Here is an 18,157-nt window from a genome sequence, read left to right as displayed (position 1 = left end):
CTTAACTTAGAAGTAACCTTTCCCTGTAAAGAAACTCATATTTTCTATGAGCTTCAATGCCTTGGCGCTTTACTATAACTGAAATCTAACGCTAAACAAGGATTGTCTGACTATATTGATATCAAACAAATTCCTGATTTAAGGCCTGTGTTAGCATTCGTTCAAAATACCTTGCTGTTTCCTTTTACTCTAAGATAAGGACATCTATTGTAATGTTCGATAAATTTGCTTGTGATCTCACTATTCGTGCGCGATTAAAGATTTTCTTATTATTACCTTGGCTAATCATATTATGCCTTGGCATTAGCCATACCATTGATTATTTACATGATATTCAACAGGCACGTCAAGCGAGTTTGTCGATAGCTATTTCGAGTGATATTGATAAGTTAATTTATGAGCTGCAAAAAGAGCGTGGTCTATCTGCAGGTATTATTGTCACCGCCAACCCGGCACAGTTATTTCAATTGAAAAAACAAAGAAAACAGACAGATTTACAGGTAAAACACTATGTCGACTTTGTTCAAAATCTGAAACTAAAAAAATTAAAGTTTAATAGTGTTACTAGCCTAGATGCGATTGATAAAGTGTTACAAGATGGTTTAGTAAATATTAAAAACCTAGCAGAACAGCGCAAAAAACTTGATGGTTATGTGTCTGATAGTTATTTTTCTTACTACTCTGGGTTTATTGATCAGTTATTACGATTAATCTCACAAATACAAGTGCAACTCAAAAATACCGAACAGAATCGTGATAGTGTCGACTTACTTAACTTACTCTACTTGCAAGAAAAATCAGGACAAGAGCGCGGAGCATTAAACGCTTTATTAAACGCAGAACAATTGCATGTAACCCAGCTGCAACAGGTTGTCTTTTATGGTAATGAACAAACTAAACTCATTAATGACTTATTTTCAGCATCACAATCACATCACCAACTATGGTTAAAACGGCAGCTTAAATCAGAGAGTAATCAGAACGTTTTAGTGATTAGAGAATTACTTAATAAAAAATTAATTCGTGCGGAACAGCTTGCACGGATAGAGCGTGAATTAGGCTACGGTGGCTTAATACATCATTTTAAAAACTATATATTAAGAGGTGAAGCGACTTACCTCGAAAGCTTTTTAAAAGGACTAACTATAACTAAGAATTATATAGTGACCTTCAATCAAATTAGCAATTTAACGGACAATGATAAAGTCGCTATTGCTACCATCGAAAAAACGATTAATCGATACCATCAGCATATTTTATTGGCAAGTTCATCAAGACAAAAAGGCAGTCATGCAGAGCAAATAGATGATGAAGTGCGTATTGATGACAGTCGAGCTGTTGCAGCAATAAAGCAATTACAACGCAATGAGCTAGATATCGATGCTGAAAGTTGGTGGCAGTTATCTTCACAACGAATTGATAACCTAAGAGAGATAAGTATTCACATTCGTTCTGATATACAACGATTAGCAAACTATGAAGAGCAAAAAGCGATTGAGCGGCTAGTACTCTATTTAGCCATTTTTATTTTGGTCTTTGTTACCACGCTGTATTTTTCTTTCTTAGCGGTTAAGCGCATCATTAAAAAAATTAAATATATTAGTAGCGCAATGACAACCATGCAGCTCGAACATAAATTTAACCAGCCCCTACTGATCAGAGGAAATGATGAAATAACTGACATGGTGATTGCCTTTAATCAAATGTTAGCAGAAAGAAGCAAATCAGAAGGAGAGCAGAAAGTTTCAGCGGCAGTTTTCAAGTATGCGTCAGAAGCAATTATGATCACAAATGCCAATAATGAGATTGAAACAGTCAACCCAGCATTTTGTCAAATCAGTGGTTATTCGATAGACGAAGTATTAGGTAAATCACCCAATATACTTAATTCGGGCAGACACGACAGCCGTTTTTATCAACTAATGTGGCAAGCCCTTGAGCAAGACAATTGCTGGCAGGGCGAAATCTGGAATAAGCGTAAAAATGGTGAGATTTATCCTGAGTTTTTGGCTATATCTGTCGTTAGAGACAAAAATAAAAAACCCATTCAATATATAAGCTTATTTTCAGATATTACTAAACATAAAAGATACGAAGAAGATATTTGGCTACAAGCGAATTATGATTCATTAACCGGACTACCTAATCGTAATCTATGTCTAGAAAGGTTACAGAGTGAACTTGACCATATACAGATTCACGATGGCGAAGCTGCCTTGCTGTTTATTGATTTAGATCGATTTAAAAATGTCAACGATACTTGGGGTCATAACAGTGGTGATGAGCTACTCAAGATTGCAGCTATTCGATTAAAAAGCTGCATTCGAGAAAAAGATACAGTAGCCCGTTTTGGTGGTGATGAGTTTGTCGTGCTATTGGTGGGCTTGTCTAACCGTTTTGCCATTGAGCGAGTAGTTAAAAACATTCTAGCCACTTTATCTATGCCTTTTCATCTAAGTGGTAATAACGAAGCTGTTATTTCTGCCAGTATCGGGCTCACTCTTGGTCCCAGCGATGGTGAAAATGTTGAGTTACTGCTTAAAAATGCTGATACCGCGATGTATCAAGCAAAAGCAGCAGGGCGTAATACCTACCAATTTTTTACCAAAAGTATGAATGAAACCGTAAGTAAGCGAATGTACATTGAACAAGCGTTGAGGCTTGCAATCAAACAACAAGAGTTTGTTTTACATTATCAACCTGTTGTGTCGCTTGATAATGGGGAAATTTTTGGTGTTGAAGCTCTTATTCGTTGGCAGCACCCTAATAAGGGCTTAATTTTTCCTGATGACTTTATCGAAATAGCGGAAGAGACGGGCTTAATTGAGCCAATTGGACAATGGGTCATCGAACAAGCATGTGCTGATTTAAGACATTGGCATGATCTTGGGCTAAAAATTCAAGTAGCCGTGAATGTATCTAGTCGTCAATGTAAGCAAACTAGCCAAACGCCAATCAAAGAAATAATAAATACAGCGTTGAAAACGAATAATATTGAAGCATCATTCTTAAAAGTTGAAATTACAGAGAGTTTATTAATGGATAATTCTCAAGAAATGATCACTACGCTGCAAGAAATAAGAAGTTTAGGGGTGGCGATTCATATGGATGATTTTGGTACCGGCTATTCATCGCTAAGTTATCTAAAACATTTTCCTATCGACGTTTTAAAAATTGACCGCTCTTTTATTGAAGGAGCAATTGACGATAAAACAGATGCAAGCTTAGTTGAGGCGGTCGTGTTAATTGGACACAGTTTATCGTTAAAACTTGTAGGTGAAGGAATAGAAACGCAACAGCATTATGATTATTTACGTTCATTAGGCTGTGATTATGGCCAGGGATATTTGATTTCAAAGCCGATAGCCGCTGCAGAGTTGATTGTTTTTTGTCAGCAAGCAGGTAGCCCACCTAATTGGTTAGCTTGATACTAATAAAGTGATAAAACGATAAATGGGTCGAAATTACCTTTGTGCTTGGGTAAAATAACAGCCTATTCCGATTTTGTTGTGAACGCTAAAGTATGGAACATTTTGATTGTGTCGTTGTGGGTGGTGGTATGGTTGGTGCAGCAAGTGCGCTGACCTTAGCACAACTTGGTTTACAGGTTGCTTTGGTGGAGAAATTCACCCCAAAAGACTTCTCAACAGAGCAAGCGCTTGATTTACGTGTATCTGCTATTTCTTTAGCGTCACAAAACTTACTCAGCCAAGTTGGCGCTTGGCAACAAGTTCAGCAGTGGCGTACTTGTCCTTATAAACGTTTAGGTGTTTGGGAGCACGAAAGTGCTTACACTGAGTTTAATGCCGATGACATTGAGCAAAGTCACTTAGGACACATCGTTGAAAATCGTTTGATTCAACTTGCATTATGGCAACAGATAACGGGCATGAGTAATATTCGTACCTTCTGTCCAGAGACTTTAATTGCCCTAGAGCAAGATAATAACAAGGCAACGTTAACACTAAGCAATAATACGTTAACGGCAAAGCTTGTTATTGGCGCTGATGGTGCGCAATCTAAAGTAAGAGAAATGTCAGCTATTGGCATGACAGGGTGGGATTATCAACAATCAGCTATGTTGATCAATGTCGAAACGTCAATGTCTCAACAAGACATTACTTGGCAACAATTTTCCCCAACAGGTCCGGTCGCTTTTTTACCACTACCCGGGAAAAGCCCTTTAGGCGGTTATGCCTCTTTAGTTTTGTATCATCAACGTGATGAAATTACCCGACTAGCCTCGTTATCTAATAGCCAGCTACAACAAGAAATCCTCAAGTCATTTCCAAAACAGTTGGGTGACATTAAGGTCCTTGGCAAAGGTGATTTTCCGTTAACACGTCGACATGCGAATACTTATCAGAATAAGCAAGTCTTGTTATTAGGCGATGCGGCTCACACTATTAACCCAATGGCAGGGCAGGGAGTCAATTTAGGTTTTAAAGATGTCCTGGCCTTACAGCATGTTATCGCGGCTGCCATTGGCAATGGTGAAGTGTGGCATGATGAAAGTGTACTGGCACGCTATGAACAAATGAGGCGTAAAGAGAACTTACTTATGATGTCTACCATGGACGCGTTATACGCCAGTTTTAGTCACCCATCTCCATTGATTAAGGTTGCACGTAACATAGCGTTATTAGCTGTCAATAAAGTCCCCTTCCTAAACAGCACGATAAAAAATAAAGCACTTGCTTATGCTTGTGGTTTATAGCTAAGTCACAGTGAGATAAATAAAGGTTTTTCCCTTTCGGGGGAGTTGAACCCTCACATTATTAAATCAATACTGGAATCGCTTTTTATAGCACTATAAATAGCACTCGCCTTTGAGTCTGCAGTTATAACGAGCGATTAGATAAAAACAATAATTGGAAAATATAAGAAGCAGGTATCTATACCCGTTCCTCTTGAAGATGCAGGTTTCAGCTGGAATTATAAACGCCTTTAGGCAAGGCATTGATTGAAGAGAATAGTTATTCTATTGTCGAAATGAATAACGCAGCATAAAGCGTTTATAAACCAGCCCTTTGGGGAGGCCTAAGCAAAAAATACTCGTCGTTACATTTGTTTTTAAGGGAGTGACCCTTAACAAAAAAATGTGCCTTGATTATGATTCGCTCAGGTTTCCTGAAACGAGCATCTTCAAGTGGAGCGGGTATAGACTATCTTTTTTATGATGGCTGAACTGACATGCCTAACGACTATGTAATATAAGCTGTTGCTTAAAATATTTGAGCTAGTAGGGGATATTTAGTAGATTTTATTTTAATAGGTATTTGAAATGATGCGGATTAAGATATTGGAACTATCATATTTTTCGATATTAGAGCCTAAGCTAACGACCATATAAAAAGTGGCAGGGATAAGAGGATTTGAACCTCTGAATGACGGGATCAAAACCCGCTGCCTTACCGCTTGGCTATATCCCTGCAATGTACTTACTTTTTATATTTATAACTATCTAACATAAGCAGAGCTTAAGTGTTTAATAGCGATAGGAGGTGTTAATAAAATTTACTAGGATTTTGAAGTAACGTGGAAATCAATACTTCAAATTATTTTTACCGAGGTAAAAATGGTGGCTACACCGGGACTCGAACCTGGGACCCCATCATTATGAGTGATGTGCTCTAACCAACTGAGCTATGTAGCCTTCACAAACACAAATAACTATCTAACGATAAGCAGGGCTTAAAGTATTTAGATAGATAATGGGTGTTTTATTTTTTACTAGATATTTGAAATGGTGCGGGTCAAGAGACTTGAACTCTCACATCTTGCGATACTGGAACCTAAATCCAGCGCGTCTACCAATTCCGCCAAACCCGCATACATTCAGTTTTTATAGAGACTGAGCTCTTGCATCGTGCATTACTGGAACCTACTCTTTATAAGAAAAGAGCGCGTCTACCAATTCCGCCAAACCCGCATACATCCAATTTTTAAAGAGACTGAACTCTGTATATACAATAAAACTTTTTAAGAGGTTTTAACTCTTACAACCATTTTTTTTAAAAAAAAATGGCAGGGATAAGAGGATTTGAACCTCTGAATGACGGGATCAAAACCCGCTGCCTTACCGCTTGGCTATATCCCTCCAGGAGGTATGTACATCACAGACTCTTTATAACTAGAAACTAGTTGATAAAAAGTGGCAGGGATAAGAGGATTTGAACCTCTGAATGACGGGATCAAAACCCGCTGCCTTACCGCTTGGCTATATCCCTGCAATGTACTTACTTTTTACATGTGCAACTTACGTTGCTTTTAAAATGGTGCGGGTCAAGAGACTTGAACTCTCACATCTTGCGATACTGGAACCTAAATCCAGCGCGTCTACCAATTCCGCCAAACCCGCATACATTCAAATTTTTAAAGAGATTTGAACTCTTATTACTTAAGTATAAATACCGAAGTAATGGTGGCTACACCGGGACTCGAACCTGGGACCCCATCATTATGAGTGATGTGCTCTAACCAACTGAGCTATGTAGCCTTTCTCTACCTGCTCTGTAGCAAGTGCGGCGTATTATGCTGAGGTACTTGCCTTTCGTCAACAGTTATTTTAAAAAAAGTTGTTCTTTTTATTTGTTTGGCTATTGATTGTGCATTTTGACGGATAACTATGCAAATAAAAGATAGAAAACGCATTATCCTTTCAAAAGAGTAATGCGTTTGTATTTATAATGAAGGAGCTAAGCTTATCTTTCTTTCGCTTCTTCAGCTAAATGAGCTGAGTGTTTTGCTAAGTTATCTATTTCAGGTTTCACTTTTTTAGCTGGCAACTTACCAATGATGAATTCACCGACTTCTAATGCTTGAGACTTAGCAGCAAACATTAATAAATTATCGCCATTACATTCTAGTCCATCATAAACATTACGAATTTTTAGTTTATTTTGTTTTAAAAATGATCTTAAGCGACTTTTATCATTTGCTTGGACATACTCACAAATGCGTAAAGACATATTGTCTGCTTTAGCCGGAGTTGCAGTGATGACAGTTGTTGCTAATAAAAGTGGTAATAAAATAATTTTTTTCATTGTTACGCCTTATTATTGTTTTGATGTAGAGTTAAATTCAACAAAGAAAGTGTAGACCAATACCTTAGTTCCTGTATTCATTAGTAAGAATATTTTGTAAGGTGTTTTTATTATATGGCTAGGCTTCTTTGCTATAACACTTTGCATTTTATGGATAAAAAGAATTAAAACAAGAGTTTGTTACAGAGATGTTCGAAATTAACTGAAAAAGAACTTGAGGATTACATTCTGGTTACAATTTAGATGTATAGCAATTTGATTAACCTTTATGACCTTGTGCAGGGGGCAATACTCCACGTCAGTGTAACTCTCAAAACTAATAGTCTGTGATTATTCAACCGAGCGACTTACCCTCATTTATTTATTGTGGACAGCAAGATCACAAACGTGATGGGGATGGTTTTTAAATTAACGTTTAACAGGCACAAAAAAGGCCCATCGTAGATGAGCCTTTTTGACATGAAACAATTTAATGTTTAATAGTGGTACTTATACATTAAAGCGGAAGTGTATTACGTCGCCGTCTTTTACGCGATACTCTTTACCTTCTAAGCGCCACTTGCCAGCTTCTTTAGCACCGGACTCACCGTTAAATTCAATAAAGTCGTCATAACTAATTATTTCGGCACGAATGAAGCCTTTCTCAAAATCAGTATGAATTACACCGGCTGCTTGAGGGGCGGTAGCATTTTGTTTTACTGTCCATGCACGAACTTCTTTAACACCCGCAGTAAAGTAAGTTTGTAAGTGCAATAAAGAATAACCTGCATTGATAACACGATTTAGGCCTGGCTCTTCTAAGCCCATCTCAGCCATAAATTCAATACGGTCTTCATCATCCATTTCAGATAATTCGCTTTCGATCTCTGCACAAACGGCAACAACGATAGCGCCTTCGGCATCTGCTATGGCTTGAACTTGGTCAAGGTATGGATTGTTTTCAAAACCATCATCATTAACATTAGCAATATACATCGTTGGCTTAATTGTTAAGAAGTTCAAGTAATCAACGGCTGCTATTTCTTCTTTAGATAATTCTAAAGAACGTACCATGTGGCCTTCTTCAACATGCTTTAATATTTTTTCTAATACCGGCATTTCGAATTTTGCGTCTTTATCTCCACCTTTAGCTTTTTTGGCTAAACGGAAAATGGCACGTTCTGCGGTGTCCATATCAGATAAAGCTAATTCAGTATTAATTACTTCGATATCATCAATAGGACTAACTTTGTTTGCAACATGAATAATGTTGTCATTGTCAAAACATCGAACTACGTGACCGATAGCATCAGTTTCACGAATGTTAGCTAAAAATTTATTACCTAAACCTTCACCTTTTGATGCACCAGCAACAAGACCTGCAATATCGACAAATTCCATTGTTGTTGCTAATACACGCTCAGGTTTTACTATGGCTGTTAATTTATCTAAGCGAGGATCCGGTACTGGTACTACGCCAGTATTTGGCTCAATAGTACAGAACGGGAAGTTTGCCGCATCAATACCTGCTTTAGTAAGTGCATTGAATAGTGTTGATTTACCGACGTTAGGCAAGCCAACGATACCACATTTAAAACCCATAATTTTTTACCTATTGATTATTTTCTAGCGTGTATTTACTTGAGTATAATTATTCGGCTTTAAACGAGTGTAAGCGATTTTGTGCTTTTTTTAAGTCGTCTTTTAACCAAATATCAAAACATCGACTGGCTTCGTCGATTGCTTGTTCTATTTTTTCTTGTTCGGCTTTGGGCGCTTTACCCAAAACATGACCCGTTACTTTATCGCGATGACCTGGATGATCAATGCCAATACGTAAGCGGTAGAAATCTTTGTTGTTAGCCATACGAGCGATAATATCGCGCAAGCCATTGTGACCACCGTGTCCGCCACCTTTTTTTATCTTACAAATACCAGGTTGCATGTCTAATTCATCATGGGCAACCAATATTTCATCGACTGTTATTTTATAAAAATTAGCTAGTGGAGCAACGGCTTGACCGCTAAGGTTCATAAAGGTCGTGGGGATTAATAAGTGGACTAGGTTTCCCGCAATCATGCCTTTACCGTAAAGACCTGAGTATTTTTTTTCGGGACGGAGAGAAATGTTGTGGCTACGTGCTAGTTCTTCTACGAACCAAACACCGGCATTGTGGCGTGTTTTGCTATATTCGGAGCCAGGATTACCCAGCCCCGCAATTAGTTTAATAGTCATTATTTATAATATTATAAATGATGTTAACTATTATTCAGCAGCTGGAGCTTCTGCTGCTGGAGCTTCTGCATCATCAGCTACTTTAGCAGCTTTAGGTGCATTAGCAGATACTACAGCTAGATCGTGATCTTCGCCTTTAGCTAATTCGTCAGAAGTAACGCCCGCTGGGAATATAACATCTGATAAATGCAATGTTTGACCAAGTTCAAGGCCAGCTAAGTCAATTTCGATAAACTCAGGTAAGTCTTTTGGTAAACAAGTGATAGCGATTTCATTCATGTGGTGAGAAATGTTCGCACCAGTTTTAGCTGCTTCATCTTCATTAGTGAAGTGAATAGCTGCGTTTGCATGAACAACGTGGTTTGGATCAATGCGCAAGAAATCTAAGTGCATTACCACTTGCTTGAACGGGTGACGTTGCATGTCTTTAATTAAACATTCAACTGGCTTGCCAGCGATGTTTAAAGTTAAAACTTGCGTATAGAACGCTTCTTCTTGTTGAGCACGGAAAACATTTTTGTGCTCTAAAGTTAAAGAGATAGGTTCTTCGTTTTCACCGTAAAGGATAGCAGGAACTTTGTTCGCGTGACGTAGGCGGCGGCTCGCACCTTTCCCTAAATCAGTACGAACTTCAGCTTCTAATGTTAATAAATCAGTCATTTTAATACTCTTCTGTTATATAAGTTAAAAAACTTAAAAATTATATCTTGTTTTTTGCGACCAAAAACAAGGAGACACCATTTTTACTCTAAATTACATCTAAGTTAATAGATAAGCGTAGTTATAAATAACTAGCCCATTAGATAAAAAAGGCGCGGCATAATAACATTTAGGACGAGGTAAAGCTATTAAATAAATAGAATAATTGAGGGGAGACGGGGAAAGTAGCGGTAATAAAAAAGCAGCCTAGGGTGGGCTGCTTTTTTGCAATATTAGTCATTAATAGCTATGTGTTAAAGCCTAGCCATAAATTGCTAGTAATTAGTCAAACATTGCTGAAATAGATTCTTCATTGCTTACACGACGAATCGCTTCACTTAACATGCCACTCAACGTTAATTGACGAACCATTTTAAGCGCTTTAATTTCATCAGAAAGTGGAATTGAGTCAGTTACAACAAGTTCATCGATAACTGATTCTCTAAGGTTTTTAGCCGCATTACCTGACAATACCGGATGAGTAGCATAAGCAATAACACGTTTTGCGCCATGTTCTTTAAGTGCTTCTGCAGCTTTGGCTAAAGTACCACCTGTATCAATCATATCGTCTACAATAATACAATCACGGCCTTCAACTTCACCAATAATATGCATAACTTGCGCAACGTTCGCTTTAGGGCGACGTTTATCAATAATGGCTAAGTCAGCGTCATCTAGTAATTTAGCAACTGCACGAGCACGAACTACACCACCGATATCGGGAGAAACAACAACAGGGTTGTTTAACTCACGGTTTTTCATATCGTCTAATAAGATAGGTGTACCAAATGCATTATCAACAGGCACATCAAAGAAACCTTGAATTTGCTCTGCGTGTAAATCAACCGTTAATACACGATCAACACCAACACTTGATAAAAAGTCAGCAACTACTTTTGCAGTAATTGGAACACGAGCACTACGTACGCGTCTGTCTTGGCGAGCATAACCAAAATAAGGGATTACAGCAGTGATACGGCCAGCAGAGGCACGACGCAAAGCGTCTATCATTACAATTAATTCCATTAAGTTATTGTTGGTTGGAGCACAGGTTGATTGAATAATAAAAACGTCAGCACCGCGGACATTTTCGTTTATTTCAACACTAATTTCACCATCACTAAAACTACCGACTTTAGCATCACCTAAAGGCATATATAGGCGATCAGCAATTTTCTTGGCCAGTTCAGGGGTGGCATTACCCGCAAAAATCTTCATGTCAGGCACTTTCGATTCCTCAGAAATATTTGACATTAATAGTAGGCTCTTTGATTGATAGGCAATCATTGAACAATATACGCTGATTTAACTGTAGGGCTTCTTTTATAACAATGTAGCGTTTTAAAAGTAGTCGTTCTGGTTAAATTAGCAAATCTTTATAATTATTTACTTGTTCAATGATAGCTTTGCTATTACTGAACATAGTGGGGACTTATTCAGTCCCTGCGCAACAAAAGAGCTTATTCCTTTTGGGAGTTTCGCTTGTAATGAACGCGCCTCTTGTAGACTAGAAAACCGCGTAAAAACACACGCACCAGTTCCTGTCATTCTTGAGGGTGCGTATTCTACCAACCAAGCCAGTAACTTGGCAACCTCAGGATAATGTTTAATTACTAAAGTTTGACAGTCATTATGGAAGTTATCATTGATGAAGTCACGGGTATTAAGGGCTGAAGGGGATAGTCTCTTGGTATTTCTTGGTAGGTCTTTTGCAGTAAAAACTTGCTGTGTTGAGATGCTACATTCAGGTTTAGTAATCAAATACCATGACTCGTGTGGTTCGAGGGCGGTAAGATCATCACCAACACCTTGGGCAAAAGCGGAAAAGCCATGAATAAAGATAGGTACATCAGCGCCAAGACTCAAGCCTAACATCGCCAGTTCACTCAACGATAATTGGCATTGCCATAACGTATTAAGCGCAACTAAAACCGTAGCTGCATTTGAGGAACCACCGCCTAAACCTCCCCCCATGGGCAGTATTTTATTGATACTGATCTTAACGCCCAAGGTCGTATTACTTTTGCGTTTTAATAACCGCGCTGCTTTTACAATTAAGTTATCTTCATTATTTACACCTTCAATAGGTGTTAATAAATCTATCTCTGGTGCTTCGGTGGTGGTTAACGTGAGCGTGTCGCTATGATCTATAAATTGAAAAAGCGTTTCTAAGTTGTGATAACCATCGTCGCGTTGCCCAACAATATGTAGAAATAAATTAATTTTTGCTGGTGATGGAAAGTCAATCGCTTTATTGAGAAAAGAGTTTGAGTGAGAAGAGCACGTCATGTATTAATTCTACTTATTTTTTGTGAGTACAGTTTATTGATAAGCTTTGTTTAATGATTAATCAACCATTCATTAACAACAATTTTAATGAGTAAGTCATCTTTTCTAATTGAAAATTTAGTGGCTAAGCTATAACCATCAATTTGCTGGTAGTTTGCATAACTGACTTGCCATAACTCATTATTATAATGGCTTGATAAGGTTTGTGGTAGCTGTGTTGTTTTTTGATAGCTAATATTATCACTTTCTTGGTAGGGAATACCCTTAAGCCAAAACGTTAATGCTTGCGTTGGCAATGTTAGCCCAGTGATTGAATGGATAAGTGTTTCCAGGTTTTTACCATGATAGGTTTTTCCATCGACTTGGATATTATGGTTATTGGAATGTGATTCAAGCTGTAAAACATTAATGCCTAAATAAGTGGTTAAGTTGAGCTGTTGAGTCTTATTCTCTTCATCTACTTGCCAATTTAATGTTGCGCTATTGCGGGACTTTTTTTCAAAAAAGGCTATTTTTCCGGTGATTTTCCACTGATTTAATTGTTGTAGGGTAGTAATTCGTTGTTGCGATGTTTGTTGAATCAGTTGCTGAGGTTCTTTATTAGGTAAAGTACTACAACCTGATAATACCAAGGTAAATAGCGCAAGGCTAAATAGGTAAGGCAGAGATAAAGTTGTTTTAAAAAATAGTTTCATTAAAATTGTTTCATTAGAATTATGGCGTTAAATCGATAATAATTGTTATTGGAACATAGCTTTTTAGCCTTTGTAAATAGCAGTATTATTTTTAGGGTCTTTTATCACAGATCATACTTTAATCTCAGGTCTTAGGTTATAATAGCTTTACTGGCTAAAACAAGTTTTATAAAACTTGTTGAAAATGTTTATAAAGTAGGTTTATTACGTGTCTATAGTTGCTGTTGGAATTAATCATAAAACTGCGCCTGTTGCGGTGAGAGAGAAAATATCTTTTAATCCAGATAAGCTTTCTATTGCCTTACAAGAAATGCTTAGTGCAGTACAGTGCCGCGAAGTTGCTATTCTTTCTACCTGTAATAGAACGGAATTATACCTAGTACAAGACGGTGATTTTGATGTTACTCAACAACGCCTTGTTCAATGGTTAGAAAATTACCATAACGTGCCCGCCTCAACTATCTTACCTAGCATGTATTGGCATAAAGACCAGCAAGCCGTTAATCATATGATGCGAGTCGCTTGTGGTTTAGATTCGCTTGTTTTAGGTGAACCGCAAATCTTGGGTCAAATGAAACAAGCATATAGCCAAGCAAAAGCTGCCGGCTCTATGTCTTTAGTTATGGACCGATTATTTCAGCGTACCTTTGGCGTGGCAAAACAAGTTCGCACAGAAACTGACATTGGAGCTAGTGCGGTATCGGTTGCTTTCGCTTCTGTAAATTTAGCTAAACATATTTTTGGTAGTCTTGAAAAAACTAAAGTATTACTTGTTGGCGCAGGTGAAACGATTGAATTAGTGGCTAAACATTTGTATGAAAATAATGTTGGTAAAATAACTGTTGCTAACCGAACGTTAGCACGCGCTGAAAACATGGCGAAACAAATTGGCGCTGATGTTATTACCTTAGCGCAAATACCTGAACATATGTGTAATGCTGATATTGTTATCAGCTCTACTGGTTCTACTTTGCCTATTATAGGTAAAGGTATGGTTGAACAAGCATTGACATCGCGCAAGCACCAACCTATTTTTATGGTTGATCTCGCTGTACCTCGCGACATTGAAGAACAAGTTTCAGAACTTGATGATGTGTTTTTATACACGGTTGATGATCTTCAAAGCATCATTGCTAAGAATATGGACAATCGACGTAAAGCGGCAGTTGAAGCTGAAAGTATCGTAAATAGCCAATCTGATAATTTTATGGCGTGGTTACGCGGTTTAAATACGCAAGACACCGTTATCAGCTATCGTAAACAATGTTTAGACAATCGAGATGTTTTACTCGAAAAAGCATTCATTCAATTAAAAAATGGTAAAAATTCAGAGGCTGTCTTAGCCGAACTTGCCACTAAACTCACCAACAAATTTATGCATGCACCAACGAGTGCTCTTCAGTCTGCTGCCCAAGGTGGTGAACTTGATAAACTGCTTTATTTACGCGATATCTTTAATATCGACTCACAAGATTAGCACGTTGAACGTTAATAAATAATAGTTTAGCTTGAACATATAGCCGTCGTTTCATTTGTTTTAAGGACGCTACATGGATGTGCTTATTAGATAATGCTGGAGCGTATTCTCCGGAATAACCCTTAACAAAAAAATTCGTCTTGATTATGATTCGCTCAGGCTTTCTGAGACGAGAATCTTCAAGTCGAGCGGGTATAAACCCAGTCTAAGAAATTTTCTTTTTAAATTATTAATCGTTAGCAATGCTACATTTCCCCCTAGAATGGTCGATTACGTTATTACTGTGTTAGAATAGCTTCCATATAGTTTCTCCTCATCTAAAATATAAGAAATTTTTTAATGAAATCATCAGTTTATCAAAAGCTTGAAGTGCTAGTTGAGCGCTTTGAAGAAGTGCAGGCATTATTATCCGATCCTGCGACCATTAGCGACCAAGAAAAGTTTCGTGCTTTATCTAAAGAATTTAAGCAGCTTGATGCGGTGACTTCAGTTTTTAATAATTATAAAAGCGCTGAGGATGATTTCGCCACCGCCGAAATGATGCTTAAAGATGAAGATCCTGATATGCGCGAAATGGCACAGGAAGAATTCAAAGATGCGAAAAAAGCCGTCGCCGATATTGCCGATGAATTGCAAATTTTATTATTACCACGCGATCCTAACGATGATAACAATTGTTTTGTTGAAATTCGTGCAGGGGCTGGTGGTGATGAAGCCGCTATCTTTGCGGGTGATTTATTTAGAATGTACAGCCGTTATTCAGAAAAGAAAGGCTGGAAAATTGAAGTAATGAACTCCAATGAAAGTGAGCAGGGCGGTTATAAAGAACTGATCATGAAAATCAATGGTGAAGGCGTTTACGGACATATGAAATTTGAGTCTGGTGGTCATCGTGTACAACGTGTGCCAGCGACTGAATCTCAAGGCCGAGTACATACTTCTGCTTGTACAGTCGTTGTTATGCCTGAAATCCCTGAGGCAGATGCGATTGAAATTAACAAAGCTGACTTAAAAGTTGATACATTCCGCGCATCAGGCGCAGGTGGTCAGCATGTTAACAAAACAGACTCAGCAATACGTATTACCCATATACCTTCAGGTGTTGTGGTTGAGTGTCAAGAACAACGTTCGCAACATAAAAACAGAGCGCAAGCGATGTCTGTGCTTCAAGCTCGCCTTCAGCAAGCTGAAGATGAAAAACGTCGTACTGAGGAAGAATCATCACGTCGTAACCTTGTTGCCAGTGGTGATCGTTCGGAGCGTATTCGTACTTATAACTTCCCACAAGGTCGCATGAGTGATCACCGTATTAACCTCACTTTATATCGTTTAAACGAAATAATGGAAGGTAGTTTACAATTGGTGATGGAACCGATAATGCAAGAAAACCAAGCCGATTTATTAGCTGAATTAGCCGAACAACATTAATCATAGTGTTGTCAGCGATGCCAGTGGAAAATACCACTATAGCCGAATGTATAGCACATGGGCAGGAGCAGTTAGCTTCGGGTTCTGATAGTGCTAAACTCGATGCACAGATCCTATTGGGGTTTGTGCTTGATAAAGAACGCACTTATTTACTTACTTGGCCAGAACAAGAGCTAACTAAGCAAACAGTTGAAGAATTTCTCACCTTATTACAAAGGCGAATCGTTGGGGAGCCGATAGCGTATATTGTCGGAGTACAAGAGTTCTGGTCTCTGCCTTTTCGGGTCTCACCAGCAACACTTATCCCACGTCCAGACACCGAAATTTTGGTTGAACTAGTGCTTGAACACTTTGGTGAACAGGATACTTTACATTGTTTAGATCTTGGTACGGGCACGGGTGCTATTGCATTAGCGCTTGCATCAGAGCAACCAAACTGGCAAATTGACGCTATCGATTTTAATATCGATGCGGTCAAACTTGCACAACAAAATGCAAAAGCTTTACAACTAACGCAGGTGAACATTTTTCACAGTGATTGGTTTAGTGCCGTTAATCATTGTAAGTTTGATGTGATTGTTTCTAACCCTCCTTATATCGATGCATTAGATGAAAATCTATCACAAGGAGATGTACGCTTTGAACCTGATTCAGCTTTAGTTGCTGATGAAAATGGACTTGGCGATATTAAACATATAGCACAGCAAGCGAAAAATTATCTCACGTCCCAAGGAGCTCTTTTTTTTGAACATGGTTTTGAGCAAGGTGAAGCAGTTCGAAATATCTTAACCGATTTAGGTTATGATAACGCAGAAACAGTAAGAGATTTTAATGGTCATGAGCGAATTACCTGGGCAAAAGTGCAAGTCGGTTAGTACTTGTTTTTAGCTTAATCGTTGATTCTCACTATAGAGTTACACTTTAAAACGTTTTGGTAACGTAAAGTCGCTACACTATAGGCAAATAATTTACATACCCATTGAACTAATTAATTTTACCCAGGGTAAAAAAGGAATAACTTTGAAACATTTACATATAACCCTTGCAGTACTAAGCATCAGCTTATTTATCTACCGTTTTATTTTAACGTTAATGGCATCGAAAAACCTTGACCGTAAATGGTTAAAGATAAGCCCTCACGTTATTGATACATTTTTACTTATTGTCGGTATATCGCTTGCGGTAAAGCTTCATATAAACCCGATGGAACAATTGTGGTTAGCTGAAAAGTTTTTAGCCTTGTTTGCTTATATCTTTACTGGTTATTATACCTTGAAACTGGCACGTAATAAGCCAATGCAAATTCTTGGTTTTTTAGGTGCGATAGGTTGGGTGATGTTGATAGTACGTTTAGCAATGACTCGCGAAGCTATGTTCTTTAGCTAAAAACTAGATAACTATTTTGAACAACGCAACAAGCAACAAATGGAGTCATTTAAATACGCTGTTATGAATGAATTATTTTTATCAGAATTAAAGTCAGTCGATAAAGATTTGCTGCAAAAACTCATTTTACTTGAAGAACATATTTTTTCAGATAGCGTGCTGGACACTGAAGAGGGTGATACCTCCTTAGACAGTTTAGAGACAATTATCAGTCAATGTGTTGCCATGATTAATGAGATTGAATCGCCGTTAGAAAAAGCAGAAGTTTTGCTTAACGAATTGTACTTTCAACACTTGTTTATAGATCGATATCAAACCCGTTGGCCTATTTCTGCTTACAAAGTAGCAAAAGGTTTAAATCAACGCGCGATGTCACCTATTATAAAAGCGGCTTTGGTTAAGGAAATCATTACCGCTTGTGGTTTTGAAACTGATTTAGTGTTTATTCCTAATAAAATTATGGTGCGTCTATGCTGTGATGAACAGTATGCGATTATCTTTGATGCAGTAACGGGCGAATCGCTTGATTGGGCCGAATTAGATATACGTTTAGATGATCTTGAAGGTGATCCAACAGAGCAAGATTTACAAGCTATTGATGATAATGTCGCCTTAGTTGAACATCTGTCAGCACTGAAAAATATTTTGATTCATGAGCAAGTATTCGATAAAGCACTCACTTGTGTTGATGTTATCTTATCACTAACGCCTGATGACCCATTGCAACGAAGAGATCGTGGTTTTTTATTACACCAACTTGATTGTTTCAAAGTGGCTGTGGATGATTATCGCTATTTCGTTGAGCAATGCCCTAAAGATCCAGCGGCAAAAATATTAAAAATTCAACTTGAAAAAATTGATGTTAGTACTAACGTACTTCATTAAATTTATTTCATTTATCAAAAATAAAAAAAGAGATTAA

General features: G+C 37.9%; 14 protein-coding genes and 7 tRNA genes. 7 read left to right on the top strand and 14 right to left on the bottom strand.

Translation table 11 applies throughout. The features are described 5' to 3' along the window. Positions 1 to 212 precede the first annotated feature (212 nt). Both CXF85_RS03075 and CXF85_RS03070 read left to right on the top strand, forming a co-directional pair. Entirely contained in the window at positions 213 to 3,428 is a 3,216-nt protein-coding gene (locus tag CXF85_RS03075; RefSeq protein ID WP_101227048.1) for an EAL domain-containing protein, read from the top strand. 95 nt (positions 3,429 to 3,523) lie between these two features. Beyond that, complete coding sequence (locus tag CXF85_RS03070) at positions 3,524 to 4,717, top strand: FAD-dependent oxidoreductase (protein ID WP_101227047.1); 1,194 nt, start codon at positions 3,524 to 3,526, stop codon at positions 4,715 to 4,717. A 640-nt stretch (positions 4,718 to 5,357) separates the two neighbouring features. On the opposite strand, the gene CXF85_RS03060 is transcribed toward CXF85_RS03070, so the two are convergent. The 14 genes from CXF85_RS03060 to lolB all read right to left on the bottom strand — a co-directional run bounded on the left by CXF85_RS03060 (position 5,358) and on the right by lolB (position 12,944). After that, positions 5,358 to 5,432: transfer RNA gene (locus tag CXF85_RS03060), tRNA-Gln, on the bottom strand. A gap of 147 nt (positions 5,433 to 5,579) precedes the next feature. Continuing rightward, positions 5,580 to 5,656 (bottom strand) — tRNA-Met (locus CXF85_RS03055). Between the two features lie 91 nt (positions 5,657 to 5,747). Continuing rightward, positions 5,748 to 5,832, bottom strand: a tRNA-Leu gene (locus CXF85_RS03050). Between the two features lie 193 nt (positions 5,833 to 6,025). Further along, positions 6,026 to 6,100, bottom strand: a tRNA-Gln gene (locus CXF85_RS03045). 55 nt (positions 6,101 to 6,155) lie between these two features. Beyond that, positions 6,156 to 6,230: transfer RNA gene (locus CXF85_RS03040), tRNA-Gln, on the bottom strand. 46 nt (positions 6,231 to 6,276) lie between these two features. Then, positions 6,277 to 6,361 (bottom strand) — tRNA-Leu (locus tag CXF85_RS03035). A gap of 61 nt (positions 6,362 to 6,422) precedes the next feature. Then, positions 6,423 to 6,499: transfer RNA gene (locus tag CXF85_RS03030), tRNA-Met, on the bottom strand. 205 nt (positions 6,500 to 6,704) lie between these two features. After that, positions 6,705 to 7,046 carry a DUF3718 domain-containing protein gene (locus CXF85_RS03025; RefSeq protein ID WP_101227046.1) on the bottom strand — a complete coding sequence of 114 codons (342 nt, stop codon included), beginning with the start codon at positions 7,044 to 7,046 and terminating at the stop codon, positions 6,705 to 6,707. Positions 7,047 to 7,535: 489 nt separating this feature from the next. Beyond that, positions 7,536 to 8,627, bottom strand: coding sequence for a redox-regulated ATPase YchF (ychF, locus tag CXF85_RS03020; protein WP_101227045.1), 1,092 nt, complete (start codon positions 8,625 to 8,627; stop codon positions 7,536 to 7,538). 49 nt (positions 8,628 to 8,676) lie between these two features. After that, positions 8,677 to 9,261 (bottom strand): aminoacyl-tRNA hydrolase, encoded by a 585-nt coding sequence (gene pth / locus CXF85_RS03015; protein WP_101227044.1) that lies wholly within the window; start codon positions 9,259 to 9,261, stop codon positions 8,677 to 8,679. A 30-nt stretch (positions 9,262 to 9,291) separates the two neighbouring features. After that, positions 9,292 to 9,921 (bottom strand): 50S ribosomal protein L25/general stress protein Ctc, encoded by a 630-nt coding sequence (locus tag CXF85_RS03010; RefSeq protein ID WP_101227043.1) that lies wholly within the window; start codon positions 9,919 to 9,921, stop codon positions 9,292 to 9,294. A 321-nt stretch (positions 9,922 to 10,242) separates the two neighbouring features. Beyond that, the gene (locus CXF85_RS03005; RefSeq protein ID WP_101227325.1) at positions 10,243 to 11,187 is read right to left on the bottom strand and encodes a ribose-phosphate pyrophosphokinase; all 945 of its coding nucleotides are present in this window, start codon (positions 11,185 to 11,187) and stop codon (positions 10,243 to 10,245) included. Between the two features lie 159 nt (positions 11,188 to 11,346). Next, complete coding sequence (ispE, locus tag CXF85_RS03000; protein ID WP_101227042.1) at positions 11,347 to 12,249, bottom strand: 4-(cytidine 5'-diphospho)-2-C-methyl-D-erythritol kinase; 903 nt, start codon at positions 12,247 to 12,249, stop codon at positions 11,347 to 11,349. Positions 12,250 to 12,299: 50 nt separating this feature from the next. Further along, positions 12,300 to 12,944 carry a lipoprotein insertase outer membrane protein LolB gene (gene lolB, locus CXF85_RS02995; protein ID WP_101227041.1) on the bottom strand — a complete coding sequence of 215 codons (645 nt, stop codon included), beginning with the start codon at positions 12,942 to 12,944 and terminating at the stop codon, positions 12,300 to 12,302. Positions 12,945 to 13,152: 208 nt separating this feature from the next. On the opposite strand from lolB, the gene hemA reads away from it, so the two are divergent. The 5 genes from hemA (at position 13,153) to CXF85_RS02970 (ending at position 18,120) form a co-directional block, all read left to right on the top strand. Beyond that, positions 13,153 to 14,421, top strand: a complete 1,269-nt coding sequence (gene hemA, locus CXF85_RS02990) for a glutamyl-tRNA reductase (protein ID WP_101227040.1) — start codon at positions 13,153 to 13,155, stop codon at positions 14,419 to 14,421. 339 nt (positions 14,422 to 14,760) lie between these two features. Further along, positions 14,761 to 15,849 (top strand): peptide chain release factor 1, encoded by a 1,089-nt coding sequence (gene prfA, locus CXF85_RS02985; RefSeq protein WP_101227039.1) that lies wholly within the window; start codon positions 14,761 to 14,763, stop codon positions 15,847 to 15,849. A gap of 17 nt (positions 15,850 to 15,866) precedes the next feature. Then, positions 15,867 to 16,724: a peptide chain release factor N(5)-glutamine methyltransferase gene (gene prmC, locus CXF85_RS02980; protein ID WP_101227038.1), complete on the top strand. Its 858-nt coding sequence runs from the start codon at positions 15,867 to 15,869 to the stop codon at positions 16,722 to 16,724. 145 nt (positions 16,725 to 16,869) lie between these two features. Beyond that, entirely contained in the window at positions 16,870 to 17,235 is a 366-nt protein-coding gene (locus CXF85_RS02975; protein ID WP_101227037.1) for a SirB2 family protein, read from the top strand. Positions 17,236 to 17,274: 39 nt separating this feature from the next. Further along, positions 17,275 to 18,120 (top strand): SirB1 family protein, encoded by an 846-nt coding sequence (locus tag CXF85_RS02970; RefSeq protein ID WP_232771054.1) that lies wholly within the window; start codon positions 17,275 to 17,277, stop codon positions 18,118 to 18,120. Positions 18,121 to 18,157 lie beyond the last annotated feature (37 nt).

The organism is Colwellia sp. 75C3 (genome assembly GCF_002836255.1).
GTDB lineage: Bacteria > Pseudomonadota > Gammaproteobacteria > Enterobacterales > Alteromonadaceae > Colwellia.
The sequence above is the reverse complement of the archived record's forward strand: the minus strand, read 5'-3'. Positions and strand labels throughout refer to the sequence as shown.

Bases quoted from the DNA above. Each gene is read 5' to 3' on its own strand.
- CXF85_RS03075 (WP_101227048.1), top strand. From the start codon at position 213: ATGTTCGATAAATTTGCTTGTGATCTCACTATTCGTGCGCGATTAAAG.
- CXF85_RS03070 (WP_101227047.1), top strand. From the start codon at position 3,524: ATGGAACATTTTGATTGTGTCGTTGTGGGTGGTGGTATGGTTGGTGCA.
- CXF85_RS03025 (WP_101227046.1), bottom strand. From the start codon at position 7,046: ATGAAAAAAATTATTTTATTACCACTTTTATTAGCAACAACTGTCATC.
- ychF (WP_101227045.1), bottom strand. From the start codon at position 8,627: ATGGGTTTTAAATGTGGTATCGTTGGCTTGCCTAACGTCGGTAAATCA.
- pth (WP_101227044.1), bottom strand. From the start codon at position 9,261: ATGACTATTAAACTAATTGCGGGGCTGGGTAATCCTGGCTCCGAATAT.
- CXF85_RS03010 (WP_101227043.1), bottom strand. From the start codon at position 9,921: ATGACTGATTTATTAACATTAGAAGCTGAAGTTCGTACTGATTTAGGG.
- ispE (WP_101227042.1), bottom strand. From the start codon at position 12,249: ATGACGTGCTCTTCTCACTCAAACTCTTTTCTCAATAAAGCGATTGAC.
- lolB (WP_101227041.1), bottom strand. From the start codon at position 12,944: ATGAAACTATTTTTTAAAACAACTTTATCTCTGCCTTACCTATTTAGC.
- prfA (WP_101227039.1), top strand. From the start codon at position 14,761: ATGAAATCATCAGTTTATCAAAAGCTTGAAGTGCTAGTTGAGCGCTTT.
- prmC (WP_101227038.1), top strand. From the start codon at position 15,867: ATGCCAGTGGAAAATACCACTATAGCCGAATGTATAGCACATGGGCAG.
- CXF85_RS02970 (WP_232771054.1), top strand. From the start codon at position 17,275: ATGGAGTCATTTAAATACGCTGTTATGAATGAATTATTTTTATCAGAA.